The 19,116-nt window shown below is 43.8% G+C and carries 10 protein-coding genes; 2 read left to right on the top strand and 8 right to left on the bottom strand.

From position 1 onward, the window contains the following. Positions 1-23 precede the first annotated feature (23 nt). Positions 24-1,094 (bottom strand): porin, encoded by a 1,071-nt coding sequence (locus tag L4C54_RS14170; RefSeq protein ID WP_428808695.1) that lies wholly within the window; start codon positions 1,092-1,094, stop codon positions 24-26. 338 nt (positions 1,095-1,432) lie between these two features. Between L4C54_RS14170 and L4C54_RS14175 the strand changes: the two genes are divergently transcribed. Then, complete coding sequence (locus L4C54_RS14175) at positions 1,433-3,076, top strand: glycoside hydrolase (protein WP_428801031.1); 1,644 nt, start codon at positions 1,433-1,435, stop codon at positions 3,074-3,076. 223 nt (positions 3,077-3,299) lie between these two features. Further along, the gene (locus tag L4C54_RS14180) at positions 3,300-6,446 is read left to right on the top strand and encodes a beta-galactosidase (RefSeq protein ID WP_428808696.1); all 3,147 of its coding nucleotides are present in this window, start codon (positions 3,300-3,302) and stop codon (positions 6,444-6,446) included. 98 nt (positions 6,447-6,544) lie between these two features. Here L4C54_RS14180 and L4C54_RS14185 read toward each other — a convergent pair whose 3' ends face one another. The 7 genes from L4C54_RS14185 to ebgA all read right to left on the bottom strand — a co-directional run bounded on the left by L4C54_RS14185 (position 6,545) and on the right by ebgA (position 18,860). Further along, the gene (locus tag L4C54_RS14185) at positions 6,545-7,561 is read right to left on the bottom strand and encodes a substrate-binding domain-containing protein (RefSeq protein WP_428808697.1); all 1,017 of its coding nucleotides are present in this window, start codon (positions 7,559-7,561) and stop codon (positions 6,545-6,547) included. Between the two features lie 319 nt (positions 7,562-7,880). Next, entirely contained in the window at positions 7,881-10,268 is a 2,388-nt protein-coding gene (gene ygjK, locus L4C54_RS14190; RefSeq protein WP_428808698.1) for an alpha-glucosidase, read from the bottom strand. A 15-nt stretch (positions 10,269-10,283) separates the two neighbouring features. Continuing rightward, on the bottom strand, positions 10,284-11,345 hold the full coding sequence (gene ygjJ / locus L4C54_RS14195) for a protein YgjJ (protein ID WP_428808699.1): 1,062 nt from the start codon (positions 11,343-11,345) through the stop codon (positions 10,284-10,286). A 327-nt stretch (positions 11,346-11,672) separates the two neighbouring features. Next, entirely contained in the window at positions 11,673-13,100 is a 1,428-nt protein-coding gene (locus tag L4C54_RS14200) for an amino acid permease (protein ID WP_428808700.1), read from the bottom strand. A 528-nt stretch (positions 13,101-13,628) separates the two neighbouring features. Next, positions 13,629-15,050 (bottom strand): amino acid permease, encoded by a 1,422-nt coding sequence (locus tag L4C54_RS14205; protein WP_428808701.1) that lies wholly within the window; start codon positions 15,048-15,050, stop codon positions 13,629-13,631. Positions 15,051-15,248: 198 nt separating this feature from the next. Beyond that, positions 15,249-15,701 carry a beta-galactosidase subunit beta gene (locus L4C54_RS14210; RefSeq protein WP_428801024.1) on the bottom strand — a complete coding sequence of 151 codons (453 nt, stop codon included), beginning with the start codon at positions 15,699-15,701 and terminating at the stop codon, positions 15,249-15,251. A 3-nt stretch (positions 15,702-15,704) separates the two neighbouring features. Continuing rightward, positions 15,705-18,860: a beta-galactosidase subunit alpha gene (gene ebgA, locus L4C54_RS14215; protein ID WP_428808702.1), complete on the bottom strand. Its 3,156-nt coding sequence runs from the start codon at positions 18,858-18,860 to the stop codon at positions 15,705-15,707. Positions 18,861-19,116: the final 256 nt, after the last annotated feature.

Below are 19,116 nucleotides of genomic sequence, written 5' to 3' on the forward strand. Positions count from 1 at the left end.
TAAAATTTTATTAATATTGCTGATTACAAGTAGTACTCAATACCTAAGTGCCATTTAGTTTCTTCACTCTTATCTGAATCATTAAATGCTAATACACCAAATACTTTAAAGTGATCAGTTACATGGTAGGTTGCGCCGTAGTTGATGGCGTCAGTTTCAGAGTACTTACCCGAGCGCATACCTTCGTCACCGCTTGGAGTATACGACCCTTTCACTTCAGTGTTACGTTGTGCGTATACCGCCCCAAGTGTCCACTGATTAATGTCGTAAGTAGCGGCCACTTCAAAATCGAACCATTCATCTTTCTTATTTGTAGCCGTGTCTTGGATGTCTGCAAAAGAGGCTACGCCACCAAAGGTCCAACTAGCAATACGGTACTGTAAACCCGCCCAGTATTGGTGCTGAGTTTCATTTTCTTTGTATATGCCATTACCCCAGTCCATTTCTTTTTCTTTGCCGTAAACATAGCCCAGACCAATATCTAAACCAAAATCAGTTTTGTATTTACCAGACATGTTAAAACTAGTAGCTCCGTCATGGGTATCACCACTGTTTAGAACATAAGCTGCTGAGAAATCGAATTTTTCTTTCCATACTTTGTAGGCAATGGTGTTGTCATTCCACCAGTTCTCACCATCTTGCGCACCCACGATTCGGCGACCGTCAAATATAGACTCTGAAACAATATCCGCCATCGGGCGGACGTTCCACAGTACGTTCTCTTCACGTCCAAAGGTTAGACGGCCGTACTCTTGGCTCTCGACACCAATCCAAAGGGCACGCTGCTCATCATTTTCATTTGCAGCAAATTCACGCTCAAAGAAACCAGCAAACTTAAGGTCTGCACTTAATTGGCGCTCTCCGTATACGTTGATACGTGCATTCATGTTGCTCCAATTACCTTGAGGATCTGCATATTGATCGCCATCTTGAGTAAAGTGCTTTTCATCGTAGCTTTGGTAAAGAGTGAATAGGCGTCCGCCTAGATGTAGAGAACGTGCGCCATCACGATAAACTTCGTGAGCGCTTACTGTAGCTGGCACTGCAGTAGCTAATGAGCAAGCAACGGCGATAGAGGTAAGAGTTTTTTTCATTATTATTTCCGACTATTTTTGTAAGAGGGATAGATGTTCGAAGCAGAGATTAGAAAAGAGTGTAAACGTTTGCAATCGTGATTTTGATGAAAAATGATGCTGCTCACACATCCAAAATAGGAGATGTGTAAGTAAGTATTTCATGTGCCACATAACATATTGATTATAAGGGGATTTATTGTCATTTAAATTATCATTATGAAACTGAACTTCTTCAGGTTCCCTAAAAATGAGTTTTGGATCACGTATATATTCACTTTAATAAATTAAAATGGAATCGTTTACATTGATTGGGTGTTATATCCATTTCCCTACAGATAACGATAAGAAGTACAACTATGTTAACGAACTTTAAATTGAAACCTATTACTGCTGCCCTTGTTGGATCTTTGCTGCTAGCTGGCTGTAGTGGTGCATCAAATGACTCGGCTGCGAATCGCGTAGTCAGTGATAATGCATCACAACTTGCTGTTGATACCTCAACGACTTATCAAACTATGCATAGCTTTGGTGCTTCTGATGCTTGGACAATCAATCCGCTGATCAATCACTGGATTGAGAATGGCCAAGAAGAGCACGTTGAGCAGCTAGCGGAGCTTCTGTTCTCGACTGAAAATGGTATTGGGTTATCTGCATGGAGAGTGAATATTGGTGCAGGCAGTGCTGAGCAAGGTCGTTCTAGCCAAATCTCGGATACCTTTCGTCGTGCTGAGTTATTAATGGCTGAACCTAATGGTGAGATTGATACGAGTAAACAGCTTGGTCAGATCCGCATGATGCAAGAAGCACAAGCGTTAGGTGTCGATGAGTTCGTTGCATTTATTAACAGCCCTCCACACTGGGCAACCAAAAATGGTCTAACTTATCCTGCAAACTTCACCGACTTTGGTGGGGTAGGTTCAACCAACTTAGACCCTGAACAAGAAGAGAACTTTGTAAACTTCATGGTTTCAGTTTTGGATTACCTGCAAAAAGAAGCGGGTGTTCCGGTTAATCACATCAGCCCAATTAATGAGCCTACATGGGACTGGGAAGGTGGTACGCCACAGGAAGCGAACCGCTACAACATGGATGAACTAAAGTCTCTTTACTTCAAATTAGACGACGCACTAAAACAAGCAAACCTTTCTACACCCGTCGCGGTTGATGGCGCTGAAGTGGTGGAATACACCGCTGCACTGAGTGATGAATACAAAATACAATTTGATCATGGTGCCTATACCGGCGCAATGAATAGCCGTAATCAAGGCTTATATAAGAACTACATTGATGAGCTGCTTGGTGACGAGCAAATGAGAGACGTTCTACACAATAAGATCTCGGTACACGGTTATTGGTCAGATCACGTTCCAGAGCGTATGGGTGATTTGCGTGATTTACTGCGCCAGAACGTAGATTCAGTCTCTCCGGGTGCTGAAATCTGGATGAGTGAAATTTGTATCTTAGGCGGTGAAGGTGATGTACGCAGCTTTGGCGGTCATGGTTATGAGGCGGATGACATGGATTTAGCTATTCATGTAGCCAAAGTTATGCACCGTGATTTAACGCGTCTTAATGCCTCGGCATGGCACTGGTGGTTAGCGGTAACGCCATATAACTACAAAGATGGCCTACTGAAAATCGATTCATCATTAGATGCAGATACGTTGGAAGAAACAAAACTGTTTTGGACAGTTGGTAACTACAGCCGCTTTATCCGACCGGGCTTCGAGCGTGTCTCTTTAGATGGTCATGATGATCTTAATGGCCTAATGGCTTCTTCTTATTACAGTGAAGAAGAAGGTCAGCTAGTGACTGTTGTGGTTAATGCATCATCCACACAAGCAATGCCTTTAGAGCTAAATACGGCGAAGATTGAGCTTGCTGATTCAGAGGTCTATGTCACCAATAAAAATCACAATCTTGAAAATGTAGGTCAGTTTGAACAGGGCTACGTTATTGAACCTATGACGACGGTTACTATCGTATCTGCCGTTAAATAGCTTAAAGAGTAAACCTTAGAAAGGCAGTGAATCTAACGATCTACTGCCTTTTTTCAACCCAGTACGATCAATTCACCAAGATTATGTAAGTGCTAATTTTAAAAAATGAAGCGATCTAAATCACAGCCAGTCGCACTTTTTTTGACAAGGTTAGTTTTCCTTAGATAGAGTGGAAACGTTTACATAGGTCTTCGCTGTTTAACATCACTAGGCATGAATAATAATGAAAAGTTTTGAAGAAATCCTACGAGCGCGTGATTGGGAAAACCAACATGTGACTCATGCTAATACTCTTAATCCGCACACTACATTGAATGCTTACACAACAGAGCTAAGCGCTCGTAATGCTGAGCCTTCAGAGAATAATGTATCACTGAATGGTCAATGGAAGTTTGAGCTGTTTGAACAGCCAGAATCAGTGCCTAATAACTTCATGGATGAAGAGTTTGATGTTGCTCAGTGGAGCGAAATTACCGTTCCAAGTAACTGGCAGATGGAAGGCCATGATAAACCTATTTACACCAACGTTAAGTACCCGTTTGACGACACCCCTCCATACGTACCAAATGATAATCCAACGGGTTGCTACCGCACTTCGTTCAACCTAGACAGTGATTGGTGCCAGCGTCAGCTACGCATTCAATTTGCAGGTGTGAATTCAGCATTCCATATCTGGTGTAATGGTAAATGGGTTGGTTACTCACAAGACAGCCGCTTGCCTGCCGAATTTGATTTGAGTGATTTCGTTAATGAAGGTGAGAACCAACTGGCGGTGATGGTTATCCGTTGGTCTGACGGCTCATACCTTGAAGATCAAGATATGTGGTGGTTAAGCGGAATATTCCGTGAGGTTTCTCTGATCAGCAAACCTGAAGTACACATTGCCGATGTTGATGTGGTTACAACTCTCGATGATGTCTATCAAGACGCAGTATTGAACGTCACAACGACGCTAAACCAAAACAGCGACAAACACGCGGTTAGCATAAAACTATTTGATGCAGAAGGTGAGTTAGTCGCGAGCCATAAAGCAGAATCAACGAATAATGTCGATATCGATGAGAAAGGTGGCTGGAATAACAAAGTCATTCATGCCATTGATGTTGCGAACCCGAACAAATGGAGTGCAGAGTCACCGTATCTGTACCGCGTTGTGGTGAGCCTTGTTGATAGTAGCCTCGAAAATGAAGAGCAACAACTCATTGAGTGCGAAGCGTATTCGATTGGTTTCCGCAGCGTAGAAATCACCGATGGTTTGCTAAAAGTGAACGGAAAAGCGGTATTGATCCGTGGTGCGAACCGTCACGAACATCACCCTGAGCTTGGTCATGCCGTTAGCTATGAGAGCATGGTTGAAGATGTCAGAATGATGAAGAAATTCAATTTCAACGCCGTACGTACTGCGCATTACCCGAACGATCCACGTTGGTATCAACTGTGTGATGAGTATGGCTTATACGTGGTTGATGAAGCGAACATTGAAACGCATGGTCAATTTCCAATGCGTAACCTTTCTGAAGATCCAAGCTGGTTATCCGCGTACATGCGCCGCATGATCGGTATGGTTGAGCGTGATAAAAATCATCCATCGGTGATTATTTGGTCTTTGGGTAATGAATCAGGCATTGGTCTGAATCACCATGCTATGTACCAGTGGACAAAACAGCGCGATAACACACGTGTGGTTCAATACGAAGGTGGCGGCTCACGAACCGCCGCAACAGATATTTTGTGCCCAATGTACGCACGTGTTGATGAAGAGAACGACGGTGAAGGCATTAAGCGTTGGTCCATTAAAAACGAAATTAGCCAACCGGGTGAAGATCGCCCGTTTATCTTGTGTGAATATGCTCATGCAATGGGCAACAGTTTAGGTAGCTTTGATCAGTACTGGGATGCTTTCCGTAAGTTCCCACGTCTGCAAGGTGGCTTTATCTGGGACTGGGTTGACCAAGGCATCACTAAAACTGATGACCAAGGAACAGAGTACTGGGCATATGGTGGTGATTTTGGTGACACGATCAATGATCGCCAGTTCTGTATCAACGGTTTAGTATTTCCTGATCGCACGCCACATCCACACCTTTGGGAAGTGAAAAAAGCGCAGCAGTTCTACCAATTCAAGATCAATGAAAAAGAGCTAAACCTCGGTTTAAGCAATGCGTTGAAATTAACTGTAGTTAGTGAGTACTTATTTACCAAAGGTTTGAATGAAACGCTAACATGGCAACTGGTTGAAGATGGCATCACTATCAAACAAGGTGAGTTTGAACTTGCGATGCTGCCTGAATCAAAGCAAGAATTTGAATTAGCCGTTGAGCTTCCAACGCCAAAAGTGGGCAAAACGTATCACTTGAATATTGATGTATCACTTCAGTCTGATACTGCGTGGGCAGATGCTGGTCACCTAACTGCTATTGCGCAGTTTACTCTGCCCGGCAGTAATGAGCTGTTATTGACGGAAGAGACTTCCGCTGCGTCGAACATGACCATCAATGAGTCTGAACTTAGTGTTGAAGTGGTTACATCAGCGTTAACTCTGACGTTTAACAAGCAAACCGGTCACTTAGAGAACGCTTTGCAAGACGGTAAAGCACTGTTAGCTCGTGCAATCAAAGATAACTTCTATCGTGCTCCTATCGATAACGACATTGGCACTAGTGAAGTTGACCGAGTCGACCCAAATACCTGGGCTGCACGTTGGGCGAAAGCAGGTCTTAACCGAATCGAGTCAAGCTGTGTTAATTTTGCAGTGAATACGGTTGGGCAATTCGTAATCGTCTCTTCTCGTCATAAGCACGAAGTCGACGGACGCACTGTGTTTATTTCAGATTGGCAATACAAGGTGCAATCTTCTGGCAAGGTTGAGTGTCTAGTGAACGTTCAAGCGGCGCAAGGCTTGCCATCGCTACCACGTGTTGGTGCTGAGTTTGCCATTCCGTTGAGTAAGGGAAGTACTCATACTCAAAGTGAAGATGTTCAAGTAGATTGGTTTGGCCGTGGCCCTTACGAGAACTACCCAGATCGCATCATGGCGGCGCGTGTTGGTCACTATCAATCAAGCGTTGATGAGATGCATGTGGATTACATCTTCCCAAGTGAAAATGGTCTACGTTGCGATGTGAAGCAGGCGCAAGTGGGTGACGTTAATATTGAAGGTGATTTCCACTTCTCGGTAAGTCGTTATTCAATTGATTCACTGGCTCAAGCGAAGCACACCAATGAGCTTGTGAAAGACGATTTTATTTATGTACGCGTTGATGGTTTCCACATGGGAATTGGTGGTGATGACTCTTGGAGCCCTAGTGTTCATAGTGAGTACTTACTTGAAGCTGAGCAATACCAATATACATTCTCGCTTTTTTCGTAATTGGACTTAAATCTGCGAACCGTTAAATAAAAATCCCCGGCTTAATGGCCGGGGATTTTTTTATGTTCTTTTTAAACGAAGCTCAAACTCTTTCGACTTCAGGCGACTAATGCCGCTTTGTTTTGCATAACAGAGTCTCTTTGCACTAACGTTGGCGAGAAGCAGAAAGCTTGCTCTGAGCTATCGATGCCTTTGGCTAAGGTTAACGCGAGTTCCGCTGCCTTTTGTGCCATAAGTTCTACAGGGTAGCGAACCGTTGTTAGGCGAGGGGAGACATATTTGGCGATAATGCCGTCATCAAAGCCAACGATAGAGAGCTTATTCGGTGATTGAATGCCATTTTCTTTTGCAACGGAAAGCGCGCCTGCAGCCATATAATCGTTGTAACAAACCACGGCTGTCATATCGATAGACTTGGTCAGCATGTTTGTCATTGCGCTTTCACCTCCTTCACTGTAAGGCTCTGCGTATTCAATGTAGCTGCTTGTCAGTTCAATATCGTGTGCTTTTAGGGCTGCCAAATAACCTTCCACTCGGTCTTTTGCATCATCAATTTGATGATTTGAAGCGATACAGGCAATTTTATGGTGCCCATTTCGAATCAGTAGCTCAGTGGCGAGGTATGAGCCTCTAAAGTTATCTAGTGAAATGCAGCGCTCAGCCAGCTCTGGAATATGGCGGTTGATGATCACCAATCCTTTAATTTCATTGGCGTATGCGATGAGATCTGCATCAGAAAGCGCTTTGGAATGAACGACTAATGCTTCACATCCGTTATTGATCAGCAGTTCAATCGCTTTCTTTTCGTCTTCGGCGTTATGGTAGCCATTGCCAATGAGGATGTGCTTATTGTGCTCATGAGCAACCTTATCAATGGCTTTAACCATGCAGCCAAAGAAGGGTTCAGAAACGTCACAAACTAATATACCAATGGTTTGATTGCTTTGATTTACGAGTGCACGAGCAGCAGCATTGGGTCTGTAACCGAGTTGCTTCATCGCTTTATTCACTAAGTCAGTGGATGCTTTGCTGGCTTTTGGTGATTTATTTAAGACGCGTGAAACGGTAGCAACGGAAACACCTGCTTCTTTAGCTACATCCTTGATCGTTGCCATGGTTTACCTCGTAATATCGTATCCGCCCATTAGACACTGATTGGTAACGTATATCAATGAATATGCAGTTGTGGTTTTTATTAAATTGTTACTTGTTGATTTTATATGAATAAAAATAATGAAAACGTAGATCAAATGTTGGCTGTTATTATAGAGATCAGCGACCAGTTATTAACTAACAGGTCCTCTAACTACCTATTTCTGATTCATTAAAAGAAAAAGCGCTAGAGCCCCAACTCTAACGCTTTTTATTCATACTTTGTAAGTAACCAGCTTATCAATAGGCAGATTGATAGACTGGCTGTCTTTCAAGACTAAATTACTCTGCGTCAGTAAAGAAGTCGTTGTATAGCATGTAAAGGTGAGCTGCACTCCAAGAGAAGTTCGGTGCACCTTGTTGATCGCCAGTCAGTGGGTTGTAGTTCTCACGGATTGGACCATCTTGAATCAGGCCATCAGCGTTATCAAAGAAAGCACCAGCCATCTCGATAGCATCATCACGGTAGCCGTAGCTTTCCATGCCTTTTAAGCCGAAGTAGAACTGATCCACCCAAACACGTCCACGCCAGTAGATATCAGGACCAAACGCTGGGCTTGATAGTGCAGCGGTACCAAGTGGAACGTGAGTGTTGAATTCTTCAGTGTCTTTCATGACTGAAACAACCGCATCAGCGTGATCTTGTGTTGCTGCACCGTTGAACAGTGGAGACCAACCCTCAGGACCTTTACCACGTTCTACGATTGGTTTACCCGCACAGCCATTTGCTAGCGGTTTATCTTCGATACGAATGTCGTAGAAGAAGTTAGTGCTTTCATCGAACATACAAGTATTGATGTAGTTTGATAAATGCTCGGCTTTTTCACGGAATTCCTTCGCGTCAGTATCTTTACCAAGAATGTCTGCCATTTCAGCTAGGTACTTGTTGTCGCTGTACATGTAGCTTGCTTGATCAACAGATTCTTGGAGTAGTGAGTAACCTAATAGCGTGCCGTCTTCCGCGCGGTTTTGAGCAAACTCTACGTCCCAATCAGAACGCTTGCCGCCATTTGCTACATATTCGTTTAGCTGATCGATATCGATAAAGCCAAATGCTGCAGCATCATCACGACCTGATTCCCAAGACGCTGCGATTTGTGCAGGGCTTTCGATGAAGTCGTAACCGCCTTCTGCTACCACTTTATCTAGCGCTTCTTGGCCTACGATAGTTTCATGTTCGTCGCCACGTACTACTGTGAAGAACATATCGCCTTCAGGTGTGTTGTGCGCTTTGTCTAGTGCAGCACCGTATTCTGGGATGCCGTTACCGTTGTTGTCACGGTTACGTAGCCACCAATCATGATAAGCAACTAGCTTTGGATACATCTCTTCGATCCATTCTTTGTCGCCAGTAGTTTTGTACACTTCCATTACAGCCCATGCAGCAAGGCTTGGCTTAGTGTTACGTTCGTTCCAGTTGCCACCGTCACCGCCGCGCTCAGGGCTAAGGTTGTAAGCAAGCAAGTCTGGCACGTAGCCTTCATCCCATGGACGAACCGAATCATCGGCTTGGATTTGGTAAGCGAACATCGCACGAATGTTGTCTTTTGCTACTTCTGGGTTGAAGTGCGCCATTGCATAAGCTTGTTTCCATGTATCCCACGGCCATGTTTGGTTACCAGAGAACCAACGAGCAGTAACAGAAGGAGTAACAGAATCAAATTCCATTGCACCTGCTGCGCCACGCCAGTTACCGTTTAGGGTTTCCATCGCTTTAACGGCAACACGCTCTTGTTCAGGCGTTGCGTTAGGGTTAGTTAAACCCATCTCAAGGTAACCTTCCCAACGTGCTTCTGAAGCATCTAAATAGTCGGTAGGGGTTGCCATGATCTTTTTGATCTCAGCCTGTTCAGCTTGGCTTTCTTCTGCCGTAAGAACGTGAGAATAAGTGGTGTAGATAGTTGTCGATTCTGCAATGCTTGCCGTTGATGTGAAGCTTAGGCCTTCTACATTGGTTTGAGTTTCAATCGACTTGTGAACTTGGTACTCAGACTCACCCGAAGTCAATAGATCCCATGTTGAACGGACTTCCCCAAAGGTAACCTTTAGACCGTCATCAGTAGCGACGATTTGGCGGTTATAGTTTGGGTAAGTTTCAGCGATTGTTTTATCTGTCTGAGCTTCACCTTCTTTCGCGTGCGTCTTCTCTAGTAGCTCACCATCCCAAACAAGCTCTACTGGCGCGTCAGTTGTGATTTTAGTCTCCAGCAGCGATGTACGGTCAGAAGCGAATCGAAGTGTCAGCTCAATCGTCACGTCATCTGATGTTAACGTCTGAACAAGCGCACCCGGCAAGCTGTAAGCGTTCATCGTGAAATCAACTTTATTGCCGTCTTTGTAAACGCTTAAACGGTCAAAGTTATTCGCCATGAAGTTGATGTACTCTTCCGTTAGTAGCGCAGTACCTGGGAAGCCGCCCATGCCTTCATCTGAGTCTGGAAGCAGGTGGCCGTGCCATGCGCCCAAATCGAAAAATGGGTTGAAGCGTTGGTGGTCATCAAAATCATAGTCACGCATGTATTCTGGAGAGCCTGTACGGTCAATGACATTTTTAAAGCTAGCGGCGTGTAGCTGTTCTGTTGATGCAGTTTCATCGCTAGAGTTTGAACAACCAGCAAGCGTAATCACTGAACCGATTGCTAGAGCTGTAAGGGTTTTACGTAAAATCATTAAGTTATCCTCGGCTTACCAGTAGAAGTATTGCATTACGAATACTTTGTTATCGTTGCCATCAGTATTGTCGTTGCTCATGTGCCACTTAGTATCAAATGCGGTCGCGTAAGTGCCGTTGCCGTATTCATACCAAACACCCGCATTGATGTATGAGTTGGTTACGTTATCCTCGACATCGCTGTCGAATTTAGCGTAGTTGTAGGCTGCTGATAGGTAAACGCCTTGCGCTGCTTCATACCAAGTGCTGGTTTGGAAACCAGACTCGCTACCAAAAGATTTTTGGTTGCCTTTGTCGGTGTCGTGCCATACACGAGCTGCAACATTTTTGTATTCAGCACCAAGAAGAACTAATTCACCACCGTCATTGTCACGTACTTCAGCACCCGCTAGTAAAGTTAGGTCATCAATCACATCGTATTGAACGTAACCGTTGACCATAGCGTTCTTGTCTTTCCACTGATCGGCAAATTCGTCGTATTTACCGAAGTTGACCCATGCGTCATCTTCTGAGAAATCTGACTTTGGTGCTGCAGTCACGCTGTAGCGAAATTTGCCTTCAAGGTTTTGAATTTTCAGACCGATGTTTACGTCGCGTGTGTTTGAAATCGCGTAGCCGTACTCAACGGTTGCATCACCCCACCACTGAATATCATCAAGTGAAGAGTCGTTTCGACCAATAATAAATTCCGTTTTACCATCTGTGCGGTAGCCTGCGTAGAAACGGTTAAAGCCGCCTTCAAAGCCACCCCAGCCGTGACCAGTAGCCCACGCTTCTCCATTATCGTCAGCTTGAACTGTCCAGCCTTCCATGTACGCTAAGCCGAACCAGTTACCGTGCTCGATTGCTAGGCCAGCTTCAATGTAAGTACCATCGCTGTAACGGCCTTTTTTGTCACCTTCCAGTGCAGTGTGTCCACCCAGACCAAGCTCACCGTAAAAGTTGTACGAAGTATTGGATTCAGACTGTGGCGCCTGAGTGGTGCTGTGGTTAGCTTCAGTCTCGGCAGCATTGACAGATAAAGCAGCGAAAATGCAGCTAGCGATAAAGGTTATTTTAGTAAAACTACTTTTCATTTAATGATCTTCTATATTAGGTTTAATCAATGAATGTCCATAAGTCTCTTTGGTTCTAGTAAAGAATGCTCTATTCGGCGTATTGACCAATCAACTTATATTTCAGGAAAGATAGTAGCGTTATTTTAGGGCTCGAAAAATAACTTTGGTTTAAAAGTGTGATCTATTTTAGTAAAACTTTACTTAATTTTTGTCGCAGCAAAACTATCAAAGTAATTATCAATAACCTATATGATTTGCATGCTAAATAAAGCGCATATTTAAAAACAGATAGATAAAAGCACCGACCAAAGGTCAGTGCTTACATTTTTGCTTTAGCGCAGAGAATTATGCGCTGATGGGAGTTGCTTCAGCCTTTTTTTCTTCAGCCGTTAATCCTTTCTCATATTTTCCATACTTCCACCACGCGTAGCCAAGGAAGATAACAATACCGCCTACGTTGTAGAAGATGATCGTCATAATATCGCCCCCAGTAGGGAAGGTCGAAGCAAAGAAACCGACAGTGAAAATCGCAATCAGTACGGAAACTACAGCGATACCCGTAAAGCGTGAGCCCATTCTGAAATCACGCGGTAGGTGATCCAGTTTCATGCGCAAGTTTAAATAGGCAATCATAATAAACAGTGGTGGCAACATAGACGCTGCGGCTGTCATGTTGATGATGGTACTCATGAGATCTTGCACTGTGTCTGACGCCAATGTCGGAATGAACATCAGTGGGATAACAATTAAAAACTGAATCCACGCTGCACGTACTGGCACCCCTTGTTTATTAAGCGCGACTGTCTTCTCGCCAAAAATACCTTTGGGGATTTCAGAGAAGAATATTTTAACCGGTGTCGCTGTCCACATAAGTAGCGAACCAAGCATGGCAGTAAATGAGACCACGCCTACGAATCGGTTCATTAGTATTTCCGATAGACCAAAGTGTCGTGCCATTCCTTCAAATACCTGAACGGATCCTCCGGTAAATTTCAACTCTTCGCGTGAAACAAAGACATTGGCGAGAACTGAGCCGACACAGTACAAAGCACCTATAAATACGCCTGCAATGATGATGACTCTAACAAAGGACTTATGGCCACCTTTAATGTCATTCACGTAAACCGCAACCGATTCAGCGCCACCTGCAGCCATAAAGATCCAAGTGAGAACGCCCAAGAATGCCCAGTTAAAGGTAGGGGTCATCGCTTCAATAGTGATTGGGTCCGCAGGTTCAATACCACCAATTAACGCACCACCAGAGAGTACGATGTAGGACATTGTAAGGAGTAGCATCAGTGATGAGGTGATTGAGGTAATTGGCCCTAGAAGCTTCGCACCGTTATTAGAAATATGAGTGGCGATGGCAAACAGAATCATACTCAATACAGCGGTCGTCAGTGGTGTAAATATGTATTCAAAGCCTAAGAATGCGTAAGACGCATAGGCAATGATTCTTGGTAGTAGTGAGGTAAAAAAGAATAGATTTACAAACCAGTAGGTATAGGCCGAGATGAAGGCCCAGCGACCTCCAAGCGAGCTTTTTACCCAAGCGTAAACTCCGGCTTCTGAATTCTTATTGAGCGAGACAAATTCCGCCACAATTAAACAAAATGGAATGAAGTAAAAAATGGTTGCAAGGAAAAACATCGGCGCGGAAGAGAGACCGATTTCGATGTTATTGTTAATTATATTGTTAAAGCTATAGACAGCAGCAAAGGTCATAGACAGTAAGGCAAACTTGCCTATCGTGCCACGTGCAGTTTCGGACATGATGTTCTCCGGTGTTTCACGTTAATTATAGTAGGTGCATGGTCCTATGGGGGTTAATAGGCCGTGCTTTATTGTTATGTTGGTTTGGCAAACATCCATCGAGTTAGGATGGATTTGATTTTGCTAAGTAGTCACTCTATTACGTATTTACATAACTGATTGACTGCACGTACTCGAACCGTATTTGAAATCTACTTTTAGTAAAAATATTCTAATTTCAAACTGTTACTTTTAAATAAGAGGTACGTGAAAGAGAGCAAAATTTAAATTCTCATCTATGACCTATATTTTTAGGTTTGTGATTTTTACATCGATATAAATGAGTGGTTTCTTCATGAAAGATATTAAAGATTTGGCGGGATAAAGTTAAATGAAGCTGATCATTTTTGTGAGGTTAAGTAAATTTTTTACTTAATTTTTTGTTGGGGTTTTCTGAAGTGTTTTTGCTAGGTAGAAAATAACCGAAACGCCATCTCTGACGCTTCGGTTATTAGGGGGGTAATGATTACTTAATTGCTAGAGCAAAGATTAAGATTGCTTAGCTGTTTCTAGTTTTTCACCTTCGGCCTGCTTTTTTTCAAAGCGAGATATCCACCACCATGCAATCGCAGAGAATACAGCGGTCATGAAGACGTTAATGAAGAATGCTCTCATGAAGTTCACACCGGTAGGGAAGGCTGACGCTGTCATACTTACAATGAAGATGGTGATCAGAACAAGTACTACGCCCATACCGACTTTACGTGAACCCATGCGGAAATCACGTGGCGTATCATCGTATTTCCAACGGAATACAAAGTAAGCAGCCATGATAAAGATAGGTGGTAGCATCGCGGTACCTGCAGTTAAGTTGATCGCGACATTCATCATATCTTGTACTGACTCTGAGCCAAATCCACTAACTAGTAGCATGAATACTACAAAAGCAAACTGCCACCAAGCTGCGCGAACTGGAACACCGTGTTCGTTTAGTTCTGTTGTTTTCTCACCGTAAATGCCTTTAGGGATTTCAGAGAAGTGGATTTTTACTGGTGCAGCTGTCCACATCATCATTGAACCGAACATTGCGATGAACAATACGATACCAACGAAACGACCAACCAGTGATTCTGAAACGCTGAAGTACTGTGCCATACCTGTGAATATTTCAACCATGCCACCAGCGTAAGTTAAGCTTTCACGAGCTACGAATACGTTAACCAGTAATGAACCAACTGCGTACATTGCACCAATGAGAACACCGGCTGCGATAATCACTTTAATGAAGGTCTTTTGGCCGCCTTTCACATCCTTTAGGTAAGCTGCCGCTGTTTCCGCACCACCTGCTGCTTGGAAGATCCAGCACATGATTCCTAGCGTTGCCCAGTTTATGGTTGGAGTCATTGCCTCTAGTGTAATTGGTTCAACAGGAACGTGATCGCCACTTAGCGCCATGATTGCGCCCAGAACGTAAATACCGAACAAAGCAAAGACACCGTAAGCAACAAACTCAGAGATCTTACCTAACCAAGATGCACCTTTGGTTGAGATGTGCGTTGCTAGTGCAAACAGAACAATCGATATGGCAGATGTCACCAGCGGCGAGAATGCATACTCATAACCTAGCATTGCGTAAGATGCGTATGAAATTACGTTTGGCAGTAGTGATACAAACCAGAACAAATTTACAAACCAATATAGAAATGAGCCTAAATACGCCGATTTAGTCCCTAGTGGCTTTTTAAGCCAGTCATACATACCCGATTCAGAGTCTTTGTTTGCAGAAACAAACTCAGCAATGATGAATACGAATGGGATGAAGTAGACGATAGTGGCCAATAAAAAGATAGGTGCCGAGCTTAAGCCCAATTCGATATTGTTATTTACGATGTTGCGAACGTTAAATACCGCTGCAAGCGTCATCGATAGCAAAGCAAACTTGCCTATCGTGCCACGCATAGATTCAGACATAATGTCCTCCATTGAATCACGTAATGTTTTGTCGTTATTTCTCTTAGTTTCCAAAGTAGGGTGGATGCTAAGAGTACATTTATAATGAACCTAGTTCGCGTGATACTGGTTTGAGCCTTGAACGGCAAGGCTCAGTCATATCCAGAGAAAGGTTCTATTTATTTAGGAACTTATTTAGAAACGTATTTGTTTAGAAACCTACTTATTCAAAAAGTAGCCATCTTCAATCGTGACTTTTAGTACGACTTTTCGTACTAGGTTGTCACCATGGAAGCGGTAAGCTTTGTTGTTATCAAAAATAGCTACTTGGCCTTGTGATAACTGACGAACTTCTCCGCTCCCTGTTAAATGTTCACGGTCAGTTTCATCGCTGTAAGCTTCTACAACGTTAAGTTGATCTTTATCTGCAAACTCGACACTTTCACGTCCTTCAAGGTAGTAGTGGACATCGAAGTAACGGCGATTTCCGGTAAAGGTTTCTGTGTTACGCGCTGTGCCATCTTCAATCATGTAGACCAGTGAATCGCCAATGGAATACATAACGCCATCTTTGAGGTTACCGATGTTGTCTATTGCTTCCACACAGCGGTTCCATTTGCGACCGTCACGATAGACGACCTTGAATTGTTCTAAGTTTTCTAAAACGATCATCGGTTACGCCTCGTTAGTCGCAGGCTTAGTGCAAGCTGCGTTAGTTTTGGTGAAAAAATCTTGTTCAAATGAGTGGTTCATCAGAGCTTGAGCGCTGCAATCACCCGCTTGGAATGGAATCAGAGTTAGGCCGTAGCGGAACTCATCCATGTAGACGCGGTAAGAATCAAGCACTTCACTTCCCCAGGAGTTAGAGCCAAGTCCCATCACTTGATGATCAAGGTTTAACGTGATGTAACCGCTCTTCTCTAGTTCAATCGTGTGTTGAGCTTGGTGCATGTTTTGGTTGGTGTAGAACCATGCGCTGAAGTTAATCTCTTGCTGAGGTTTCACTGCAATGCCATTACCCGCGCGGCTTGAAAGTGCTGCCCAACGAACATGTTGTCGGTTGCCATTGTTTTGTGGGAATGGGTAGTTTTCGAACATGTCGTCAACGGTTGATTGGTATACGTCAATCATGTTGGCTTGCTTGCTGTCTTGGTAGTTCTCTTCAGGGCCGCGACCGTAGTATTGAACTTGGTCGAAGTTGCTGTTGATGCCAAGATCAAAGCCAATTACAGGGATAACGTGAGGGTAATTGCCGTAGCGTTCGCCACTTAGTTCCACGTTCAACTGACCTTGTGCATTGATTTGGTAGCGATACTCACAGCGCATACCAAAATCAAATACCGGTGGTGCAACGATGCTGGTGGTGGTGATCTCTACTTTTCCATCAACCGTTTCTACATTCACGCACTCAAGGTTAATGCTACGGAAGTGCTCTTGCATGATTTGTAAGTGTGCAGGCTCCCAGTAACCATCGTGCTCTTGCTTGTGGTTATCTATCATCGGTTTGAAGAAATTCAGCTTAGGCTCTGATTTAATTAGCTCTTCACCGTTAACCTGCCACGACGTTAGCTTGCCGTTTACTTTCGAGAAGTTAAGCGCAAAGTTGTGACCTTTTACTACGTAGTCTAGGCGAGACTCAATCACGTCCAGTGCTGTTGCATTGTTGGTGGTGAAGGCCGGTAGAACTGCGGTGTTCTCTTTTACTTGGAATTGATAAATCGCGATGTCGTGGTTTGCTTCACTGTACGAGGTGCGAGAGTCTTTACGAACAGTAAAGTTAACGAATACTTCGCGAGGATCTGCGCTCTCACCTTGTAATGATGCAGGTATTTCAAGTGTAATTTCACGGCTAGAATTTTCAGCTAAACCAGAAATCTTAATATTTTGAACTGCTAGAGTTTCACCTTCAGCGCGTATTTCTGCCGTGATGGTGTAGTCATCAATATTTGAGAACCAAAGTTTGTTATCAACCGTGAACGTGCCGTCTTCAGCGTTGAAATCACGTATTTTCACTGGAGCGATAACTTGCTTGTACTCTTTTAAGCCAGGCCCAGGAGTTTGGTCTGAGTAGATTAGGCCATCCATACAAAAGTTGTAGTTGTTAGGGTAATCACCGTAGTCACCACCATATTTGTAGAATTCAGTGCCGTTTTCGTCACGCGCTAGAATGCCGTGGTCACACCATTCCCAAACATAGTGCCCTTGAATTGAGTCATGTTTGTAGAACACGTTTTGGTATTCAGTCAGGCCACCTGGGCCGTTACCCATTGCGTGAGCGTATTCGCAAATGATGCGTGGTTTTTCGTGTGGGTATTCACCAAACGCGTTCATTAGCTGGGCACGTGAGTACATAGTTGAGATGATATCAACCACTTCACCGTCACGATCTTCTTCGTAATGCACCAAGCGTGTATCATCAATCGCTTTTGCAGCATCGTACATAGAGCGAATATTGCAGCCATAACCAGACTCGTTACCCAAAGACCACATGATGATAGAAGGGTGGTTTTTCTGAGCATGAATATGGCGTTCAATACGCTCAACAAAGACCGCTTCCCAAGCTGAGTCATTGGTGATTCGGCTTAAGTCATCAACGTTTGCAAACCCGTGTGTTTCAACATCGGTTTCCCCCATGACGAATAGACCATAAATATCACACAGTTCGTAGAATCGTGGGTCATTTGGGTAGTGAGCAGTACGTACTGAGTTGATATTGTGCTGTTTCATTAAGACTAAGTCTTTTTCAACTCTGTCCATGCCCACAGCGCGACCTTTTAAGTGATCGTTATCGTGTCGGTTTACACCATGCAGCATGACGTACTTGTTGTTGATGTAGAAAAGACCGTCGCGAACTTTGATGTCACGGAAACCAACTCGTTGAGGAATAACTTCTAACACATTTCCAGCTGCGTCTTTTAGCGTCAGAAGAAGTTGGTATAGGTATGGGTTCTCAGCGTTCCATTGGATTGGGTTAACAACATCAACGGCAAACTGAGCAGATGCAGTGTCGCTAGTCTGTTTATTAGGAACGGTTAAGTTATCCAGTGAGCCTTGCGAGATAACTTGGTTGTTGTCATACAGTGCATATTCTAATGTTGCGGCTGTACTTGCTGATGCTAGGTTCTCAAGCTCAACTTGGCATGACAGTGTTGCGCTTTGGTATGCGTCGTCAAAATCAGTGCGAACCGTTAAGTCTTGAACGTGAAGCTGTTCTTTGCCGACAAGGTAAACGTCACGGAAGATACCGCCTGTCCACCACATGTCTTGGTCTTCAATGTAGGTAGAGTCAGCCCACTGCATGACGCGAATTGATAGTAGGTTTTCACCTGACTTAGCATGCGCCGAAATATCAAATTCAGCCGTTAAGCGGCTACCTTTACTGAAACCCACGTATTCGCCGTTTAGGTAAACTTCAAAGTAGGTCTCTACGCCATCAAACTTAATGATGGTCTGCTTGTCTGCCCAGCTATCACCAAGAGTAAATGTACGTTGGTATGCGCCAGTCGGGTTATCTGAAGGTACGAACGGCACATCAATTGGGAATGGGAAACCTTCGTCTGTGTATTGAAGATCGCCGTGGCCTTCCATTTGCCACATATTTGGAACCGTGATGTTGCCCCAATCGGTCATTTTTTCGCTGTAAAACTCTTCAGGAACCAACAGAGGGTTAGTGAAGTAATTGAAATTCCATTGACCGCTGAGCAATTGAAAATGACTACTTAGCTCACGTTGAAATGTTGTTGCGTTTTGAACTGAGTCGTATGAGAAGAAGTAAGCGCGGGGCGCTAATCTATTCTCATGCAGGTGAAGAAAGTTTTCCCAGTTGTTCACGTTGATTCTCCCCTCGGCTATGGCGATCACTATGGTCGTGCCGACGTTCTAATTGTAAAAATAAGCATCTGGGGAAATATATTAGTAAAACTTTTACTAAAATAAATTGGTGAGAACGTTTTACTTTAACTAGATCACGTTTTATTGAGTGATTGACGAGAGAGATGTGATCGACTTAAAAGCGGTGTTTATTAAATAGAATCGGCGTTATTTAAAGCAATATATGCAATAGAGGGAGTAGCGATAAGGAAGGTTA

The organism is Vibrio lamellibrachiae (genome assembly GCF_050337265.1).
GTDB lineage: Bacteria > Pseudomonadota > Gammaproteobacteria > Enterobacterales > Vibrionaceae > Vibrio > Vibrio kyushuensis.